Origin of the sequence: Jiangella sp. DSM 45060 (assembly GCF_900105175.1) — a bacterium.
GTDB lineage: Bacteria > Actinomycetota > Actinomycetes > Jiangellales > Jiangellaceae > Jiangella.
Genome location: NZ_LT629771.1, coordinates 416,510 through 434,073, shown reverse-complemented (window position 1 = coordinate 434,073; position 17,564 = coordinate 416,510). Strand labels below are relative to the sequence as shown.

12 protein-coding genes are annotated in these 17,564 nt (G+C 73.7%); 4 read left to right on the top strand and 8 right to left on the bottom strand.

Translation table 11 applies throughout. The features are described from left to right. Positions 1-66: 66 nt before the first annotated feature. Both BLU82_RS02065 and BLU82_RS02060 read right to left on the bottom strand, forming a co-directional pair. A complete protein-coding gene (locus BLU82_RS02065; protein ID WP_092614934.1) occupies positions 67-2,682 on the bottom strand; it encodes a glycosyltransferase family 4 protein in 2,616 nt (871 codons plus the stop codon). 226 nt (positions 2,683-2,908) lie between these two features. Then, on the bottom strand, positions 2,909-4,216 hold the full coding sequence (locus BLU82_RS02060; RefSeq protein WP_092614932.1) for a nucleotide sugar dehydrogenase: 1,308 nt from the start codon (positions 4,214-4,216) through the stop codon (positions 2,909-2,911). A gap of 110 nt (positions 4,217-4,326) precedes the next feature. Between BLU82_RS02060 and wecB the strand changes: the two genes are divergently transcribed. Continuing rightward, the gene (gene wecB, locus BLU82_RS02055; RefSeq protein ID WP_092614929.1) at positions 4,327-5,397 is read left to right on the top strand and encodes a non-hydrolyzing UDP-N-acetylglucosamine 2-epimerase; all 1,071 of its coding nucleotides are present in this window, start codon (positions 4,327-4,329) and stop codon (positions 5,395-5,397) included. Beyond that, entirely contained in the window at positions 5,394-7,571 is a 2,178-nt protein-coding gene (locus tag BLU82_RS02050; RefSeq protein ID WP_092614926.1) for an acyltransferase family protein, read from the top strand. The genes wecB and BLU82_RS02050 overlap by 4 nt, the downstream gene beginning before the upstream one ends. On the opposite strand, the gene BLU82_RS02045 is transcribed toward BLU82_RS02050, so the two are convergent. The 6 genes from BLU82_RS02045 to BLU82_RS02020 form a co-directional block, all read right to left on the bottom strand. Then, the gene (locus BLU82_RS02045; protein WP_157740471.1) at positions 7,495-8,637 is read right to left on the bottom strand and encodes an acyltransferase family protein; all 1,143 of its coding nucleotides are present in this window, start codon (positions 8,635-8,637) and stop codon (positions 7,495-7,497) included. The two genes, BLU82_RS02050 and BLU82_RS02045, sit on opposite strands and share 77 nt — an antisense overlap. A 36-nt stretch (positions 8,638-8,673) precedes the next feature. Next, positions 8,674-9,666 carry a Gfo/Idh/MocA family protein gene (locus tag BLU82_RS02040; RefSeq protein ID WP_092614920.1) on the bottom strand — a complete coding sequence of 331 codons (993 nt, stop codon included), beginning with the start codon at positions 9,664-9,666 and terminating at the stop codon, positions 8,674-8,676. Further along, complete coding sequence (locus BLU82_RS02035) at positions 9,666-10,757, bottom strand: DegT/DnrJ/EryC1/StrS aminotransferase family protein (RefSeq protein ID WP_069110459.1); 1,092 nt, start codon at positions 10,755-10,757, stop codon at positions 9,666-9,668. The genes BLU82_RS02040 and BLU82_RS02035 overlap by 1 nt, the downstream gene beginning before the upstream one ends. After that, positions 10,754-11,353, bottom strand: a complete 600-nt coding sequence (locus BLU82_RS02030) for an acyltransferase (RefSeq protein ID WP_092625314.1) — start codon at positions 11,351-11,353, stop codon at positions 10,754-10,756. Before BLU82_RS02030 ends, BLU82_RS02035 begins: the two co-directional genes overlap by 4 nt. 11 nt (positions 11,354-11,364) lie before the next feature. After that, positions 11,365-14,208 carry a glycosyltransferase gene (locus tag BLU82_RS02025; protein WP_157740470.1) on the bottom strand — a complete coding sequence of 948 codons (2,844 nt, stop codon included), beginning with the start codon at positions 14,206-14,208 and terminating at the stop codon, positions 11,365-11,367. A gap of 117 nt (positions 14,209-14,325) precedes the next feature. After that, on the bottom strand, positions 14,326-15,513 hold the full coding sequence (locus BLU82_RS02020) for a glycosyltransferase (RefSeq protein ID WP_092614915.1): 1,188 nt from the start codon (positions 15,511-15,513) through the stop codon (positions 14,326-14,328). Positions 15,514-15,546: 33 nt separating this feature from the next. Here BLU82_RS02020 and BLU82_RS02015 point away from each other — a divergent pair, with 33 nt between their 5' ends. Together BLU82_RS02015 and BLU82_RS02010 are read left to right on the top strand one after the other, a co-directional pair. Beyond that, on the top strand, positions 15,547-16,917 hold the full coding sequence (locus BLU82_RS02015; RefSeq protein WP_197682682.1) for a glycosyltransferase: 1,371 nt from the start codon (positions 15,547-15,549) through the stop codon (positions 16,915-16,917). After that, positions 16,914-17,444: a hypothetical protein gene (locus tag BLU82_RS02010; protein WP_092614912.1), complete on the top strand. Its 531-nt coding sequence runs from the start codon at positions 16,914-16,916 to the stop codon at positions 17,442-17,444. Before BLU82_RS02015 ends, BLU82_RS02010 begins: the two co-directional genes overlap by 4 nt. Positions 17,445-17,564 lie beyond the last annotated feature (120 nt).

Here is a 17,564-nt window from a genome sequence, read left to right as displayed (position 1 = left end):
AACAACAGTCTCACCAGTAACACGAGCCACGCAACCGATTGGGGTGAATCGTTCGGACGATTCGGATCAGTCCGCGACGCCCAGGAACGACGCCAGGACCCGCGCCGATGCCCGTCCGTCATGGAACCGCCGGACGTAGTCGGGGCCGGCCGAGGCCGTCTTGGCGGCCGGCTCGCGCTCGGCGACCAGCCGCTCGACGACGGCGCCAAGGTCGTCCGGCGTGGCCTCGACGATCGGCAGCTCGGCCGGAATGGCGGCCCGGACGTGCTCGGCGACTTGCCCGACGGTGACCCGTCCGGCCGCCATCGCCTCACAGGCCAGCACGCCGTACGACCCCAGCGCCAGCTGGTCGACGACGACGTCGGCGTCGCGCAGCTGGGCCATCAGCTCGGTGTGCGCGATGCCCTCGATGCGCCGGTACTCGATCAGGCCGCGGTCGTGCAGGTCGCGCAGGACGGGGTCGGCGGCGGCCGAGCCCTTGAGCGCACCACGCGACGGCGCGTGCAGGACCACCGGCACCGGTCGTTCCAGCACCGGCCGGTCGGTGGCGAGGTCGTCGACGTCGACCACGACCGGCAGCCACTGCGCGCCGTCGACGAAGTCGAGGAGGTCGGGCGTGGTGACGAGGCGCGGGCCGTCGAAGTCGCGCAGGTGCCCGAGCACGACCGCGGTGGCCTGCTGCAGCCGCCGCGTCAGCGGGTCGTCGGGGTCGGCGAACGGCGAGTGGCGGAACAGCTCGCGGTGCCGGCGCGGATCGCGGATCTCGGACCCGTGCAGGATCACCCCGGCCGCGATGCCGGCCGCCCGCAGCGTCGGCAGGTCCTCGACGAACAGCTGGCCGCGGGCCTGGCCGAGCACCGGCCGGGCCGCCTCGAACAGCACGTGGGTGGCGGTGCGCAGCACGTGGTCGGCGAACTCGACCACCCAGGCGGCGTCGTGCTGGAACCGCTCGGCCGTGACGACGTGGTCGGCGCGGAACGCGAACGAGCCGGACTCGGTCATGAGGTTCTCGGCCGTCGCCGGCGGTGCGTACCGTTCGACGGCGCGCGCCCAGCGCCAGCCCTGGCCGGCGCTGTTGGACGGGCCGATGAGCAGGTGCGGCGCGGCGGCCGGCGTCGCGGGCGCAGTCGTGGCTGCCGGCGCAGGCACCGTCGCCGCGGCCGCCGTCCCGAGCAGGTCGGCGTACAGCTCGCGCAGGTGCTGCGCCTGCCCCTCCCAGGACACCTCCTCGCGGAACTCCGGCCGCTCCAGCCGGGCGCGGTACGGAGCGGGGTCGGCGAGGACGGCGCGCACCTTGGCGGCGAGGTCGGCGGCGTCGCCGACGCGGTACACCTCGCCGATGCCGGACTGCCGCATGAACTCCGTCAGGCTCGGCATGTCGCTGGTGACCACCGGCAGTCCGGCGAACGCGTACTCGAACACCTTGTTCGGCAGCGCCATCTCGTGGCTGGGGTAGCGCAGGATCGGGATCAGCCCGACGTCGGCCGACGACAGGAACGCGACGACCTCGTGCGGCCGCACGGGATCGAGGAAGTGGACGCGGTCGGTGACGCCCAGGCGTCCGGCCAGCGCGCGCAGCTGGTGCACGGGCGCGATCTCGATGTGCGGGACGGACACGACCGCCAAGTGGACGCCGGGCAGCGACGGCAGCGCCTCGACGGCGGTCTCGACGCCGCGCGCCTTGGTGACGCCGCCGCTGTAGACCAGCAGTGGCACGTCCGCCGCGAGACCGACGCGGGCGCGCAGGCCGGGCACGTCACCGCCGTCGAGCTCGGTCATGCTCGGCGAGTTGATGACGACCGTGGGCTCGCGGTCGAGGCGGTACCGCTGCCGCAGCGTGCGGGCGATGGCCGGGCTGACGGTGACGACGCGGTCGGCGCGGCCGATGTACTCGCGCTCGTGGTTGGCCCAGGCGGCGATGAACCGCGGCGTGCGGGGGCCGTAGCGGGACAGGCCGGGGACGTACTCGTGCGCGTCGTAGACGACGGGGAGCCGGCGGCCGGCGGCGCGGGCTCGCTCGGCCGCCCGCACGGCCACGCCGATGACGTGCATGTCGTGGGCGTGGACGGCGTCGGGCGCGAGCTGGTCGAGCAGCGGCCCGAAGGCGAGCTCGTAGTCGTAGGCCTGCGGGTGCACCAGCCGCCAGCGGGCCGGCCACGGTGTGCGCGCGGCGACGCCGTCCCACGCCCGCCAGCCGAACCGGAACAGCTTGTCGGCCCGGTTGCCGACGCCGGCGCGCAGCCAGGCGGCCCGCTCGGCGGCGGTGAGGCGCGCGGTGGCCAGCTGTGTGCCGAGGCCGCGACGGCCGCTCAGCTCGACGCGCCGGGCCTTCAGCGCCTGCTTGCGCGCCGTCTGCGCCGACTTCGCCGGATAGCCGACGTAAGGCGGGCGCCAGTCGCGGTGGGAGCGGCGCTTGCGGTCGCGCTCGTCGCGCAGCTGGAACGCCACGGGCACCCGGACCACCAGCACGTCGCCGAGCAACTCCAACGACCGCCGCCCGTCGGCCGCGACGCCCAGCACCGTGACCCGGTACCCGGCGTCGGCGACGGCCTGCGCCTCTTTCTTGACCCGGCTGTCGGTGACGACGTCGTTGGCCACCAGCATGACGACGTGCGGACGGCCGCCACCGACGGCGGAGCCCGACGTAGGTGGTTTCGGCGTACTCGATTCTGCGGTAGTCATGACCCGCCCCTACCGGGTGGGACCCACCCTACGGGCGGGCACTGACAGAGCGCGCGCCGACGAACCGGAGCCGGGCCGGACGCACGCCGATCCGGCGACCGTGGGTCCAGCAGACGCCGATCCGGCGACCGCGGGTCCAGCGCACGCCGCTCCAACACACGCGGACCCGCCGGGCGCCGGCCGGACGGGCGCACGGGGGCCCGTCCTGCCGGCACCGGAACGGAGATCATGCCGGTGACGACGCCCGGCCCACGACGATGCGGGTGACGCCGTCCCAGCGGGCGGCGTCGGTGACGTCGCGGCCGTCGACCAGGATCTTGGCGCCCGGGACGTCTGTGGCGCCGACCTCGGCGTACTCGGGGTGGTCGGCCTGGACGACGACGGCGTCGGCGGGCTCGCCGAGGTGGTACGGCGAGAAGCCGAGGTCGCGCAGTTCGGCGTCGGTGTACATGGGGTCGTGGACGAGCACCTCGGCGCCCCGCGAGCGCAGCGCCGCCACCGTCGGGAAGACGCCGGAGAAGGCGGTCTCCTTGACGCGCCCGCGGTAGGCCGCGCCCAGCACGACCACGCGCAGGCCGTCGACCGAGCCGCCGGCCGCGGCCTCGACCAGGCCGACCGTGTACTCGGGCATGCCGACGTTGGCCTCGCGCGCGGCCCGGACGACGGTGGCGTCGGGGTCGGTCCACAGGTACAGCCGCGGGTAGACCGGGATGCAGTGGCCGCCGACCGCGATGCCGGGCCGGTGGATGTGGCTGTACGGCTGCGAGTTCGACGCCTCGATGACCTGGAAGACGTCGATGCCGTTGGCGGCGGCGAACCGGCCGAACTGGTTGGCCAGGCCGATGTTGACGTCGCGGTAGGTGGTCTCGGCGAGCTTGGCCATCTCGGCCGCCTCGGCGCTGCCGAGGTCCCAGACGCCGTTGCCGCGCGGGAGGTCAGGGCGGTCGTCGAAGTCGAGGACGGCGTCGTAGAACTCCCGCGCCCGCTCGGCGCCGGCCGGCGTCAGGCCGCCGATGAGCTTGGGGTACTTGCGGAGGTCGGCGAAGACCCGCCCGGTGAGCACCCGCTCGGGCGAGAACACCAGGTGGAAGTCGGTGCCCTCGGTGAGCCCGGACACCTTCTCGATCAGCGGCCGCCACCGGTTGCGGGTGGTACCGACCGGCAGCGTGGTCTCGTAGGAGACGAGCGTGCCCGGCGTCAGGTTCTCGGCCAGCGACTGCGTGGCGGAGTCCATCCACCCGAAGTCGGGCTCGCCGGTGGTGTCGTCGACGAACAACGGCACCACGAGGACGACGGCGTCGCTGCCCGGGACGGCGTCGGCGTAGTCGGTGGTGGCCCGCAGCCGCCCGGCGCTCACGACCTCGGCCAGCTTCTCGGCCAGCTGGTCCTCGCCGGGGAACGGCTCTTCACCCTTGTTGACGAGGTCGACGACGGTCTCGTTGACATCGACGCCGATGACCTCGTGGCCCTTGGTGGCGAACTGGACGGCTAACGGCAGCCCTATCTTGCCCAGGGCGACGACGGTGATTCTCACGTATGACCTCGGTCGTGATGGCGGATGCGGTCCGGCGTATAGGCTACCGGGGTTGGCTCGCGGCCTTGCCCGGTGTCGGGGTCGTGCACAGGTTTCGAGGACGGACTTCCATGCAGGTGCTCAGCATCGTCGGAGCCCGCCCGCAATTCGTCAAGCTCGCTCCCGTGGCCGAGGCCTTGACGGCGGGCGGACACGAGCACGTCATCGTGCACACGGGGCAGCACTACGACGCGAACATGTCCGACGTGTTCTTCGCCGACCTGCGCATCCCGGCTCCCGACGTGCACCTGGGCATCGGCTCGGGCAGCCACGGCACGCAGACCGGCGCCATGCTGGCGGCGTTGGACGGCGTGCTCGCCGACCGCCGCCCCGACTGGGTGCTCGTCTACGGCGACACGAACTCCACCCTGGCCGCAACGCTGGCCGCGGTCAAGCTCCATCTTCCCGTCGCGCACCTCGAGGCCGGGCTCCGCTCGTTCAACCGGGCGATGCCGGAAGAGCACAATCGGGTACTGACCGACCATGCGGCCGACCTCCTGCTGGCGCCCACCGACGTCGCGGTGGCGAATCTCGCCCGCGAGGGCCTCGCCGAGCGCACCGTCCGGGTCGGCGACGTCATGACGGACGTCTGCTTCCGGGTCCGCGACGCCGTCCGCGACACCCCGCCCGAGCTGCCGTCCGGCCTCGAGCCGGGCGGCTACGTCGCGGCCACCGTCCACCGCGCCGAGAACACCGACGACCCCAAGCGGCTGACGGCCGTGGTCGAGGCGCTGGCCGGGCTGCCGGTGCCGGTGCTGCTGCTGGCGCACCCGCGCCTGGTGGCCCGCTGCCGCGAGTTCGGCATCGAGCTGGACCGTCCGGGCAGCGCTCTGCACACCGCGCCGCCGCTGCCGTACCCGGGCATGGTCGCGGCCGTGCTGCACTCCGCGGGCGTCGTCACCGACTCCGGCGGCCTGCAGAAGGAGGCCTACCTGCTGGGCCGCCCGTGCAGCACGCTGCGCACCGAGACCGAGTGGCTCGAGACCCTGCACGACGGCTGGAACGTGCTGGTGCCCGAGCCGGCCGACCTCGCCGACGCCGTCACCCGGCCGGTCCCGTCGGCGCCGCAGGGCACCCCGTACGGCGACGGTCACGCCGCCGGGCAGGTGGTCCAGTCGCTGCTCGGCGGGGGCGCGGCATGAGCACTGACGCCCAGGTCCGCCCCGACCCGGCGCCCGAGCCGGCCGCGGCCGCGACGCCCGAGCAGACGAAGCGCACGGCGACGGGCGCGCCGGCGGCCCGGCACCGGCCGGAGATCCAGGGGCTGCGCGCGGTCGCCGTGCTGCTGGTGGTGTTCTTCCACCTCTGGCCGACGGAGCTGAGCGGCGGGTTCGTCGGGGTCGACGTGTTCTTCGTGATCTCCGGCTACCTGATCACCGACCACATCCACCGCGAGACCCAGCGCACCGGCACGCTCTCGCTGCGCCGGTTCTGGGCCCGCCGCATCCGCCGCCTGCTGCCGGCGTCGCTGCTGGTCCTGGCGTTGGGCGCGGTCGCGACGGTCACGCTGCTGCCGGCCACCGAGTGGGCCAACACAGCCCGCCAGCTGGCCGCCAGCGCGCTCTACGTCGAGAACTGGGCGCTGGCCGACGACGCCGTCGACTACATGGCCCAGGACAACGCGCCCACACTGGCGCAGCACTACTGGTCGCTGTCGGTCGAGGAGCAGTTCTACGTCTTGTGGCCGGTGCTGGTGCTGGCCATCGTCGTGCTGGGCCGGCGCGCCTGGATCCGGTGGTCCACCCGGCGGCTGCTGGCCGGCGGCATCGCGGTGCTCGGCGCGGCGTCGCTGACGTGGTCGATCATCGCCACCAACGCCGACCCCGCCGCCGCATACTTCGTCACGCCCACCCGCATCTGGGAGTTCGCCGCGGGCGCCCTGCTGGCGCTGCTGGCCGTGCGTCCGGCCCGCCGCGGCATCATCCGAGCGCTGATCGCCGCCGCCGGGCTGGTCGCCATCGTCGTCGCGGGTGTGACGTACGACGGCGCGACGTTGTTCCCCGGCTGGGTGGCGCTGCTGCCGGTGCTGGGCACCGTCGCCGTCATGGCCGCAGGGCCGACGTACCGCCGGTTCGCGCCGCACTGGTGGCTGACCCGCCGCCCGGTCACGTTCGTCGGCGACATCTCCTACTCGGTGTACCTGTGGCACTGGCCGCTCATCGTGGTGCTGCCGCACGTCACCGGCACCGAGCTGCGCTGGGGCGACAAGCTGGGCATCCTCGTGGCCACGCTGGTGCTGGCCTGGCTCAGCAAGGTGTTCGTCGAGGACCCGCTGCGCACCCGGACGTTCCTCGCCGCGGCGCCGTGGCGCTCGTTCGCGTTCGCCGTCGCCGGCATGGCCGTGGTCGTGGCCGGCACCGTCGCCGTCACCAACGACCTCGACCGCCGCGAGGCCGAGGCGGAGGAGCGCGCCGAGGCGGTCCTGTCCGCCGACCCCGTCGCCGAGCCGTGCGTCGGACCGGGCGCGCTCGCCCCCGGCAGCGACTGCGACCCGATCGGTTCCGGCCCGCTGATCCCGCCGCCCGAGGTGGTCGTCGAGCAGAACCGCCGCTCCGACTATCAGGAGTGCCAGCAGGCCATCACCGAGCCCGACGTCATCCGGTGCGAGAAGGGCTACACCGGCCCCGACCCCAAGCGGGTCATCGCGGTGGTCGGCGACTCCCACGCCACCCACTGGCTGCCGGCCATCGAGCTGATCGGCGAGTCCAGCGACTGGACGGTCGTCACGTACCTGAAGAGCTCCTGCCCGGTCACGGCCGCGCGCCGCGAGCTCGACTCCGAGCAGACCGGCGAGGCCGCCGACAGCTGCGACAGCTGGGTGCGCGAGGTCCGCGACGAGATCGCCGCCGACGACTCCATCTCCATGGTGCTGACGTCGTCGTACACCAACGCCTACGAGTTCACCGACGCCCGCGGCACCGAGTTCGACGACCCCGCCTACGACGGCTTCGCGCCGATCTGGCAGAAGTGGACCGACTCCGGCAAGGACGTCGTCGTACTCCGCGACGTGCCGCCGACGCAGGGCGAGTACGTCCCGACCTGCCTGTCGGCCCACCCGGGCGACCCCCTCGAGTGCGCCACGTCCGCCGCCGACCTCCCCGACGACGCCGCCGTGGTCGAGGCCGGACGCCTCGACGACCCCAAGGTGCACGCCGTCGACCTCACCGACCGGTTCTGCGACGACGAGCACTGCTACCCGGTGGTCGGCGACATCATCGTCTACCGCGACTACAGCCACCTCACGCGGGAGTACGCTGCGGCGCTGGCTCCGGTGCTGGGGGAACGCCTGAACCAGGCGATGGCGCCGAAGGACTGACGGCCGGGCGCACCGGCCAGCGGAACAGCCAGCCCAGCCCGACGCGTCCGGCGAGGTCGTGGAACCCGACCGCCACAGCCGTCACGAGCAGCGCGAACACGGGCACGAACAGGAAGTCGACCACGACGTTGTCGAGGTCGCCCAGCGGGTCGGCGCCGGACTCGCGCGCCGCCCACACCGTCGCGTGGATCAGGATCGGGTGCAACACGTAGATGGCCAGCGTCCGCCGCGACAGGTAGCCGGACAGCCGGCAGACCCAGCCGAACCGCGCCACCGCCACCGCGGCCCAGACCGACGCCAGCACGCCCACGGGGGCCAGGAAGAACTCGACGCCGCCCGGCGCGTGGTCGTAGTAGAACAGGTAGGCCAGCAGCGCGTACCCGGCCACGGCCGCCACCAGACCGGCCGGACCGCCGGCCGTCGCCATGCGGCGCACCAGCGCCGGCAGGTAGGCACCGGCGAAGAACCAGACGGCGAACGTCGCCAGCCGCATGACGTTGACCGTCCCCGACTGGTCGCCGTTGGCGTCGACCAGCGTGCCGATGGCCGGCGCCGCCGCCAGCAGCACCAGCGTGCCCACCAGGACGGGCACCGGGTACCGCCGCAACGCCTTGGCCGTCAGGAAGAACACGATCAGCAGGCTGAGGTACCAGTAGGCCAGGCCGCCGAAGGGCAGCATGCGCAGGTTGTACCAGAACCATGTGCCGGGGTCGTCGGGGAACGACGCGTGCACCCACACGAACCCGAACAGGACCGTCCACAGCACGTACGGCCAGAGCAGGTCCAGCACCTTGCCGCGCAGCACCCGCGGCCACGGGCGAGACAGCGCCGACGCCGCCAGCAGCCCGGACACCAGGAAGAACACCGGCATCCGCACCGGGACGAGCACCATGTTGAGGTCGAGCCAGGGACGCGTGGCCGGGCCGACGGTGCCGGGCGCGGCGCCCAGGCCGACCCGCCCCACGTGGTAGAAGACCACCAGCACGATGGCGGCGGACTTCGCGATGTCGACCCAGGCAAGACGGACGGCGCCCGTCGCCGGGCGCCGTTCGGAACCGGAATGCACCGTGCCGTGCACCACCAGGACCCCCCTGGTCGAGCTCTAGTGTGGTAGCCGCACGGTAGTGCCTTCCGCGGCGGAGTGGAGCACGGCCTCGGCGACCTCGACGGTTGCCAGGCCCTGCTGCATTGTGACAATATCCGATTCCTTGCCCAGAATGGCGTCGCGGAAGGCTTCGTGTTCGGTGCGCAGCGGCTCGGGCTTGGCGATGGCGTAGCGGACGACGTCGCCCTCGGACACGCCGCGGAACTGGGCGAGGTCGTCCCAGGCCGTGGGGATGGAGCCGTTGGCGTGGAAGGTGAGGTCGGCGTGCAGGGTGTCGGCGATGTAGGCGCCGCGGTCGCCGGTGACGATGGTGACCCGCTCCTTCATCGGCGACAGCCAGTTGACGAGGTGGCTGGTGACGGTGCCGTCGGCGAGCTGGCCGGTGACGGCCACGAGGTCCTCGTGGGCACGGCCGCTCTTGTGCACGGTGCGGGCGGCGACGGACACGAACGGCGAGCCCACCACCCAGGCGGTGAGGTCGATGTCGTGGGTGGCGAGGTCCTTGACGACGCCGACGTCGGCGATGCGGGCCGGGAACGGGCCCTGCCGGCGGGTGATGATCTGGTAGATGTCGCCGAGCTCGCCGTCCAGCAGCCGCGCCCGCAGGCTCTGCAGCGCCGGGTTGTACCGCTCGATGTGCCCGACGGCGCCGACCAGCCCGGCCGCCTGGAACGCCGCGGCCAGCTTGGCCGAGCCCTCGCTGTCCTTGGACAGCGGCTTCTCGATCAGCGCGTGCACGCCGGCCGCGGCCAGCGCGAGGCCGATCTCCTCGTGGTAGGCGGTCGGCGTGGCGACGACGCAGTAGTCGAGGCCGGTCTCGATCAGCGCCTCGATGTCGGGCTGGACGGTCAGCCCGCCGGCCACCTTGTGCGGGTCGCCGGCGGGGTCGGCCACGCCGACGAGGTCGACGCCGTCGAGGGAGCGCAGCACCCGCGCGTGGTGCCGGCCCATCATGCCCAGGCCGATCAGCCCGGCTCGCAGGTCGGTCATCAGGCACCCGCCTTCGCCAGCGTGTTCACGGCCGTCACGATGCGGTCGAGGTCTTCGGAGCTCAACGACGGATGCACCGGCAGCGAGATGACCTCGGCCGCCGCGCGCTCGGTCTCGGGGAGGTCGGCGTCGCGGCCGAACGACGGCAGGCGGTGGTTCGGAATGGGGTAGTACACGCCGCAGCCGACGCCGTACTCGGAGCGCAGCGCCGCCGCGAAGCCGTCGCGATCGCCGGACACCCGGACGGTGTACTGGTGGTAGACGTGCGTGGCGTGCTCGGACACCGGCGGCACCACGACGCCGTCGAGGTGGGCGTCGAGGAAGGCGGCGTTCTCCTGCCGCTGCTTCGTCCAGCCGGCCAGCTTGCGCAGCTGGACCCGGCCGATGGCGGCGTGGATGTCGGTCATGCGGTTGTTCAGGCCGACCAGCTCGTTCTCGTACTGGCGCAGCATGCCCTGGTTGCGCAGCAGCCGCAGCCGGCGCTCGAGGTCGTCGTCGCCGGTGCTGACCATGCCACCCTCGCCCGACGTCATGTTCTTCGTCGGGTACAGGCTGAACATGGCGAAGGTGCCGAACGAGCCGACCGGCGCGCCCTTCCAGGTGGCGGCGTGCGCCTGGGCGGCGTCCTCGAAGATCTTCAGGCCGTGCCGCTCGGCGATGTCGCCGAGTGCCGTGAGGTCGGCCGGGTGGCCGTAGAGGTGCACCGGCATGATGCCGACGGTCCGCTCGGTGACGGCGGCCTCGACGGCGGCGGGGTCGAGGCAGAAGTACCGCGGCTCGATGTCGGCGAACACCGGGGTGGCGCCGGTGAGCGCGACGGAGTTGGCGGTGGCGGCGAACGTGAAGGACGGGACGATGACTTCGTCGCCGGGCCCGACGCCCGCGGCCAGCAGGCCCAGGTGCAGGCCGGAGGTGCCGGAGTTGACGGCCACGCAGGCCCGCCCGGCGACCAGCTCGGCCGAGAACTCCTGCTCGAAGGCCGCGACCTCCGGTCCCTGCGCCATCATGCCGCTGCGCAGCACGCGGTCGACCGCCTCCCGCTCATCGTCGCCGATGATCGGCTTCGCGGCCGGGATCGGGCTGGTGCTCATGCGTTGTCCTCCGTGCTCTGACCGGCTTCCCGCAGGTGCCCGTGTTGTTCGATGTACAGCTCGCCGGTGCGCGGACACCGCCAGGTGCCCCCGCCGGCGTCCTCGAGCGGGACGCCGGCACGCCCCACCCACGCGACCCGCCGCGCCGGCACACCGACCACCAGCGCGAAATCAGGGACGTCGCGGGTGACGACGGCTCCGGCGGCTACGGTAGCCCATCGTCCCACGGTGACCGGAGCCACGCATACCGCCCGAGCCCCCACGGAACACCCCTCGCGCAGCGTGACGCCGACGGCGTCCCAGTCGGCCGCGCTCTTGGCGCTGCCGTCGGGGTTGACGGCGCGCGGGAAGGTGTCGTTGGTGAGCACCGCCGCGGGGCCGACGAACACGCCGTCCTCGAGCACCGCCGGCTCGTAGACCAGCGCGTAGTTCTGCACCTTGCAGTTGTCGCCGGCGCGGACGCCGGTGCCGATGTAGGCGCCGCGGCCGATGACGCAGTCGCGGCCGAGCACGGCCTTCTCCCGGACCTGGGCCAGGTGCCAGACCGACGAGCCGGCGCCGATCTCGGCGCTGTCGTCGACGTCGGCCGAGGCCATGATGCGCACGTTCACCGCTGCTTCTTCTCCTGCTCCTGGTGGTCCCGCTCGGCCACGCGGGCCGCCTCCTTGAAGGCGCGCCACTTGGTCTCGGGTGGCTCCGGCGGGTCGGGGATCAGCCGGTTGACGACGGTGGCGCCCGGCGCCCACGCGGCGTCGGGCAGTTTCTCCATGACCTCGGCGTACACCGACCTGATGACCTCGGCCTGCGCCGCCCACGAGAAGCGGTGCCGCAGCTGGGGGTCGTCGGCGATGCGCTTGGCGATGCGGTCGTGGTCGGCCAGCACCGTGCGGACCGCCCGCACGAAGTCGTCGACGTCGCCGGCGGTGTGGACCGCGCCGAGGTCGAGCTCGCGCACGAGGTCGGCCTGCGCGGGGGTGTCGCTGGTGATGATCGGCAGACCCGCGGCGATGTACTCGCAGAACTTGTTCGTGACGGCGATGTCGTGGTTGGGCGCGTGCAGCAGCGGGCTCAGCCCGATGGTGGCCGAGCGCAGGTACAGCGGCACCACCTCGGCGTCGACGAACGGCGCCAGGTGCACGCGGTCGCCCACGCCCAGCTCGACGGCGCGCGCCTGCAGCTCCGCGGTGACCGGGTTGGCGCGGGCCACGACGGCGAGGTGCACGCCGGGCAGCTGCGGCAGCGCCTCGACCGCCGTGCCGACGCCGCGAGCGCGGTTGACGCCGCCGCCGTACACCAGCAGCGGGACGTCGTCGGGCAGCTTGAGGTGCTGGCGCAGCCCCTTGACCTCGGCGTCCTCGGGCGGCTCGACCGGCGCGTTGAGGACGACGTCGGGCCGGCGGGCCATCTTGTGGTCGCGCTGCAGCCAGCCGGCCAGCGGCTCGGACACCGTGATGACGCGGTCGGCGTCGTGGATGAACTCGCGCTCGAGGTCGCTGTAGGCCGCGACCCGGCGCGGCGCCACCACCGGCACACCGGGGATGTACTCGTGCGCGTCGTAGATGATCTTGATGGTGCGGTCGTCGAGCGCCGCCCGGTGCGCCGCGCGGGCGGCGATGCCGAGCATGAACACGTCATGCACGTGGATGACCTCGGGCTGCAGGCGGTCCAGCAGCGGGCCGAGGGTCAGCTCCTGGTCGACCACCTCGGGCATCACCCGGCGCCAGCGGCCCGACGGCAGGTAGCGGTAGAGCCGCAGCAGCCGCTCGCGCCGCTTGCCGATGCCGAGGTCGGTGGGCGGGCTCTTCCGCTTGGCCCGGCGGACGGGGTACGCGCGGGCGTCGAGGACGGCCCGGTGCAGCTTCAGCGAGCGCCAGCGGGCCGCGCGCAGCAGGCGGTCGCGGGTGGAGCGCCGCACCGCGGGCGCCGCGTCGACGCCGCCGGTGCGCCCGGAGTCGCGGCGGTCGCGGCCGCGGTCGCCGCGCAGCTCGCGGCTGGCGTACTGCCAGCGGCCGTAGGCCAGGGTGTACTCGGCCTCGGTGGTGAACCACGGCCGGAGGTTGGACAGCCGCTTACGCCACCCCGTGACCAGCACCTTCGACTGGATGGGCGGGCACAGGACGTGCACCCGGCCCAGCTCGCGGGCGCCCTTGAGCCGGCGTCCCGGGATGCCGATGCAGGTGACGTCGAGGTCCCAGTTGGCCACCGTCTGCGCGTACTTGAGGACGCGCGCGTCGGGGATGATGTCGTTGCCGGCCATCATGACGACCTTGGGCCTGATCCACGACGGCTTCCACTCGGCCGGCACGGCGCTGGGCCGCTCGACGAACGGCGCCAGCGACTCGGCCGAGCGGCGGCCGTCGTGCACCTCTTCGACGAAGGCCGGGCCGCTGGCGGCCACCTCGCGCGCGCGGTCCGGGTGCGAGATGAGGTCGAGGACGACCTGCTCGATGGTGTCGGGCGTGGCCTCGACGATCGGCAGCTCGAGGCCGGTGTCGGCCAGGACGCGGTCGCGGACGTGCTGGGAGATGTGCCCGACGACCACGCGGCCGGCCGCCATGGCCTCGCACGCGGCGACGCCGTAGCTGCCGACCCGGAACTGGTCGAGGACGATGTCGGCGTCGCGGTAGACGCCCGGCATGTCCTCGGGGTCGACGCCCTCGACCCGGCGGTAGGTGATGAGGCCGCGCTCGGCCAGGCTCTCCATGATGGGGTCGATCAGCTCCGAGCCCTTCATGGCCGACTTGCTCGGCGCGTGCGCCACGACCGGCTTCTCGTGCTCGAGCACGGGGGCGTCGCTGCGCCAGGTGGCGACGTCGACGACCACCGGGCACCAGACCGCGTTGGGCACGTAGTCGAGGAGGTCGGGGGTGGAGACGTAGACCGCGCCCGGGTACGACGTGAACAGCTCGACCGCGCGGGTGGAGTTGCGCTCGAGCAGCTCGACGGTCTCGTCCTCGAGGTCGGGGAACGGCGACCACGGCTCGGTCTCGACGTGCCGGCTGGGGATGCGGACGTCGGAGCCGTGCGCGATGAGCCCGACCCGCAACCCCTTCGCCAGCATGGGCGGGATGTCGAAGGAGGCGTCCTGGCCGTGCCAGGTGCCGAAGATCGGCCGCGACGCCTCGACCAGCACGTGGGTGTAGTTCTGCAGCACGTGGGTGAGGAACTTCTGCTGCCAGCGGCGGCTGCGCCGGTACGTGCCCGCCGGGATGCCGTAGTCGACCGGGTAGTCGAGGACGCCCTTGAGGAAGGCGTACGACGTCGCCTTCACGGTGGGCACGCGTTCTTCCAGCGCACGCGCCCAGCGGGTGCCCTGACCCGCGAAGTTGGCCGGCCCCACCAGGAGCCGGACCGGCGCGTCGAGCCGCGGCGGGAACCCGTCGCGGGTGGCGGGTGCGTCGTCCTCGAGCTCCGGCCGGTCGTCTCGGCGCCTGTCTGTTCCCCGAGCCACCGTGTTGCCCTCCACGCCCTTCACGAGATATCGGCCCCGGGAGCTCCCGGGGCTGTTTGCCGGCCGATCGGCGAATATACCCAGTCTCGCAGAGACGCTCCGCCGGTTCCCATCAGATCATCGGGTCGTCTGCCGAAGCCAATCGTCGAGCACGGTCCCGGACACCGTGCCGTCGTGCACCGCGCGGACGAAGCCGGGACCGCGCGCCGCGAGCTCCCCCGCGGCGTCCGGGTCGGCGGCCAGCGCGGCGACGACGTCGGCGAGGTCGTCGGGGGTCGCCTCGGCGATCGGGACGTCGAGCCCGGTGCGGTCGCGGACCCGCTCGCGGACAGCCGTCCCGACGTATGAGACGACGGCGCGCCCGGCCGCCATCGCCTCGCAGGCGCCGACCCCGTACAAGCCCATGGTCAGCTGGTCGACGACGATGTCGGCCTCGGCCAGTGCGGCCGGCATGCGGTCGTTCGGGATGCCCTCGAGCCGGCGGTACTCGACGACGCCCTTCGCGCTGAGCGCGTCCATGGCCGCCTCGACGGCCTCGGTGCCCTTGAGCCGCGAGTTCGACGGCGCGTGCACGACCACGGGACGGCGGCGGCCCGGCGACGGCGGCGCCTGCCAGCGATCGGGGTCGACGACGACCGGCAGCCAGGTGGCCTCCGGCAGGTCGTCGAAGAGGTCCGGGGTGGACACCAGCACCGCGCCGCCGCCGGCCGCGAACTCCGTCGCGAACGCGGCGTGCCGGTGAGCCTGCTCCTCGAGCCGCGCGGTGAGGTCGTCGCGGACCCGGAACGGCGACCACGGCTCGCGCTCGGCGTGCCGGCTGGGCAGCCGGATGTCGGACCCGTGGAAGGCCAGCGCGACCCGCAGGCCGGCCCGCGTCAGCACGGCGACGTCGCCACTGGCGTCGCGGGCGTGCCGGGCGCCGAACAGCGGCCGCATGGACTCGACGACGGCGTGCGTGAAGGTGCTGAGGACGTACTGCTCGTGCGCCCGCTGCCACGCCGGGTGCGCGTAGACCGGCACCGCGACGCCGTAGTCGTCGGCGAACCCGTAGTTGTTGCGCCGGATGGCGAAGCAGGCCGCCGCGACGTCGCCGCTCGCCCGTTCGGCGGCGCGGGCCCACGCCCAGCCCTGCCCGGCGGAGTTCGTCGGGCCCACCAGCAGCCGCGCGGCGGCCGCGCGGACCTGCGGGAACGGCTCTTGCGGCGGCAGTGGGCGGCGCAGCCACGAGACCCGCCGCCGGGCCCCGGCAAGACCGTCGACGACGGCGCCGGGCAGCCAGCGTTTCGCCGCCGTGCGCAGTGCCATGGAGCCCTCCGGGTGTCGTAGCCTGTCCGTGACATGATGACGCACGCCAGCTCGGGGCGCTCCGGCGCGCCCCACGACCGCCGGCCGCACCTGCTCTACGTGGCCTGGGGCTTCCCTCCCTGCCGGGGCGGCGGCGTCTACCGCGGCCTCGCCACCGCCAACCGGTTCGCCCGGCTGGGCTGGCGCGTCACGGTGCTGACGGTCGAGCGCGACACGTTCGTCCGGTTCACCGGCACCGATCCCACTCTCGAGGCACGCATCGACCCCGCCGTCGAGGTCGTCCGGGTCCCGTTCGCGTGGCCCGTCCACGAGCCCGACCTCCGCCGCTGGTCGCGGTTCCGGGCCCGGTTCCCGCGCGCCTGGGCGAAGTGGCGCGCCCGCCGCGACACCGTCGCGTTCCCCGAGGTCGGCTACGGCCCGTGGCGGCGCGTCATCGAGGCCGCCGCCGAGCGCATCCACGCCGGCGACCCCGTCGACCTCGTCCTCGCCACCGCCAACCCGCACGTCGCGTTCACCGCCGCCTGGCGGCTGCACCGGCGCCACGGCGTCCCGTACGTCATGGACTACCGCGACGCCTGGCTGCTGGACGTGTTCAGCGGCGAGCGGCTGCACTCCCCCCGCAGCCGGGCGGCCCGCTGGGAGCGGCGGCTGGTGGCCGGCGCCCGCGAGGTGTGGTTCGTCAACGACCCCATCCGCGACTGGCACCGGCGGCTCTACCCCGCGCACGCCGACCGCATGCGTACGGTGGCCAACGGCTTCGACGCCGAGCTGGCGCCGGCGCCCACGGGCGAGCGGCCGCCCGTCGGCGACCGTCCCGTCGTCTTCGGCTACGTCGGCACCGTCACCCCGAAGGTGCCCCTCGCCGAGTTCGTCCGCGGCTGGCAGCACGGCCGCGCCACGTCGCCGTCGCTGGCCGGCGCCGAGGCCCGCATCCATGGCTACCTCGGCTTCTACGGCCAGCCGCGGCCCGACCTGCTCGCCGTCATCGACTCCGCCTCCGCCGACGGCGTCAGCTACCGCGGCCCGGTCGGCAAGGCCGACATCGCCGCCACCTACGCGGGGTTCGACGTGCTGCTGCTGATCCTCGGCGCCGGCCGCTACGTCACCAGCGGCAAGGTGTTCGAGTACCTCGCCACCGGCCTGCCCGTCGTCTCCGTCCACGAGCCCGGCAACGCCGCCACCGACGTGCTGCGCGGCCACCCGCTCTGGTTCCCGGTCGCCGACCTGCGCCCCGAGACCGTCGCCGCCGCGTTGGCCGCGGCCGCCGAGGCCGCCCGCTCGGCGACGCAGGAGCAGCGCGCCCAGGCCCGCGCCTTCGGGGCCGGCTACCGCCGCGATCTCCAACTCGACCCGCGCATCGAGGCCCTGCGCGGCGCCCCGGTCGCCGTGGAGGCCGCGTCGTGAAGGTCACCCTGCTCGGCACCGGGAAGCTCGGCCGCGCCCAGCTGGCCACCGTCGCCAAGGACCTCGGCCGCGACGACCTCGAGCTGACGCTGATCTCCTGGCAGCCGCCCCTCGACCCCGTCGCCGACGTCGTGCCGAACGTCATCGTGCTGAGCGGGTCGGCCGCGGCCTCCCCTGCGCCCGCTGCTCCCGCGCCGGCTGTTCCCGCGCCGGCTGTTCCCGCCCCGGCGGCTCCGGCCCCGGCTCCCGCGGCTCCCGCGGCTCCCCCGGCGGCGCCCGCTCCGGCCCGGCCGGTCTCGCGGCTGCGCAAGCTGGTGCGCCAGTTCAAGGCCGGCCGGCTGGCGGCGCGGTACTGGTCCCGGTTGCGCTCGCGGCCCGAGGCGCTGGCCGCCGCCACCGGCGCCGACCTCGTCGTGGTGCTCGACAGCCGCGCCCTCCGCGCCGGCTGGCACCTGGCCCGCCGTCCGTCCGCGCCGCAGGTCATCAACGGCGCCGCGGCGGCCGGCCGCGAGCTCGCCGCTCGCTGACCCCGGCCTGCTCGTTGGCCGTTGTGCTCAGTTCGGGCTTTGCCGCCGTTGGCCGTCCCCCTGGCGCCCATTCTCCTAGCCGCGGCACCACGCCTCAAGCGGAGCCCTGTTCGGCGCTTC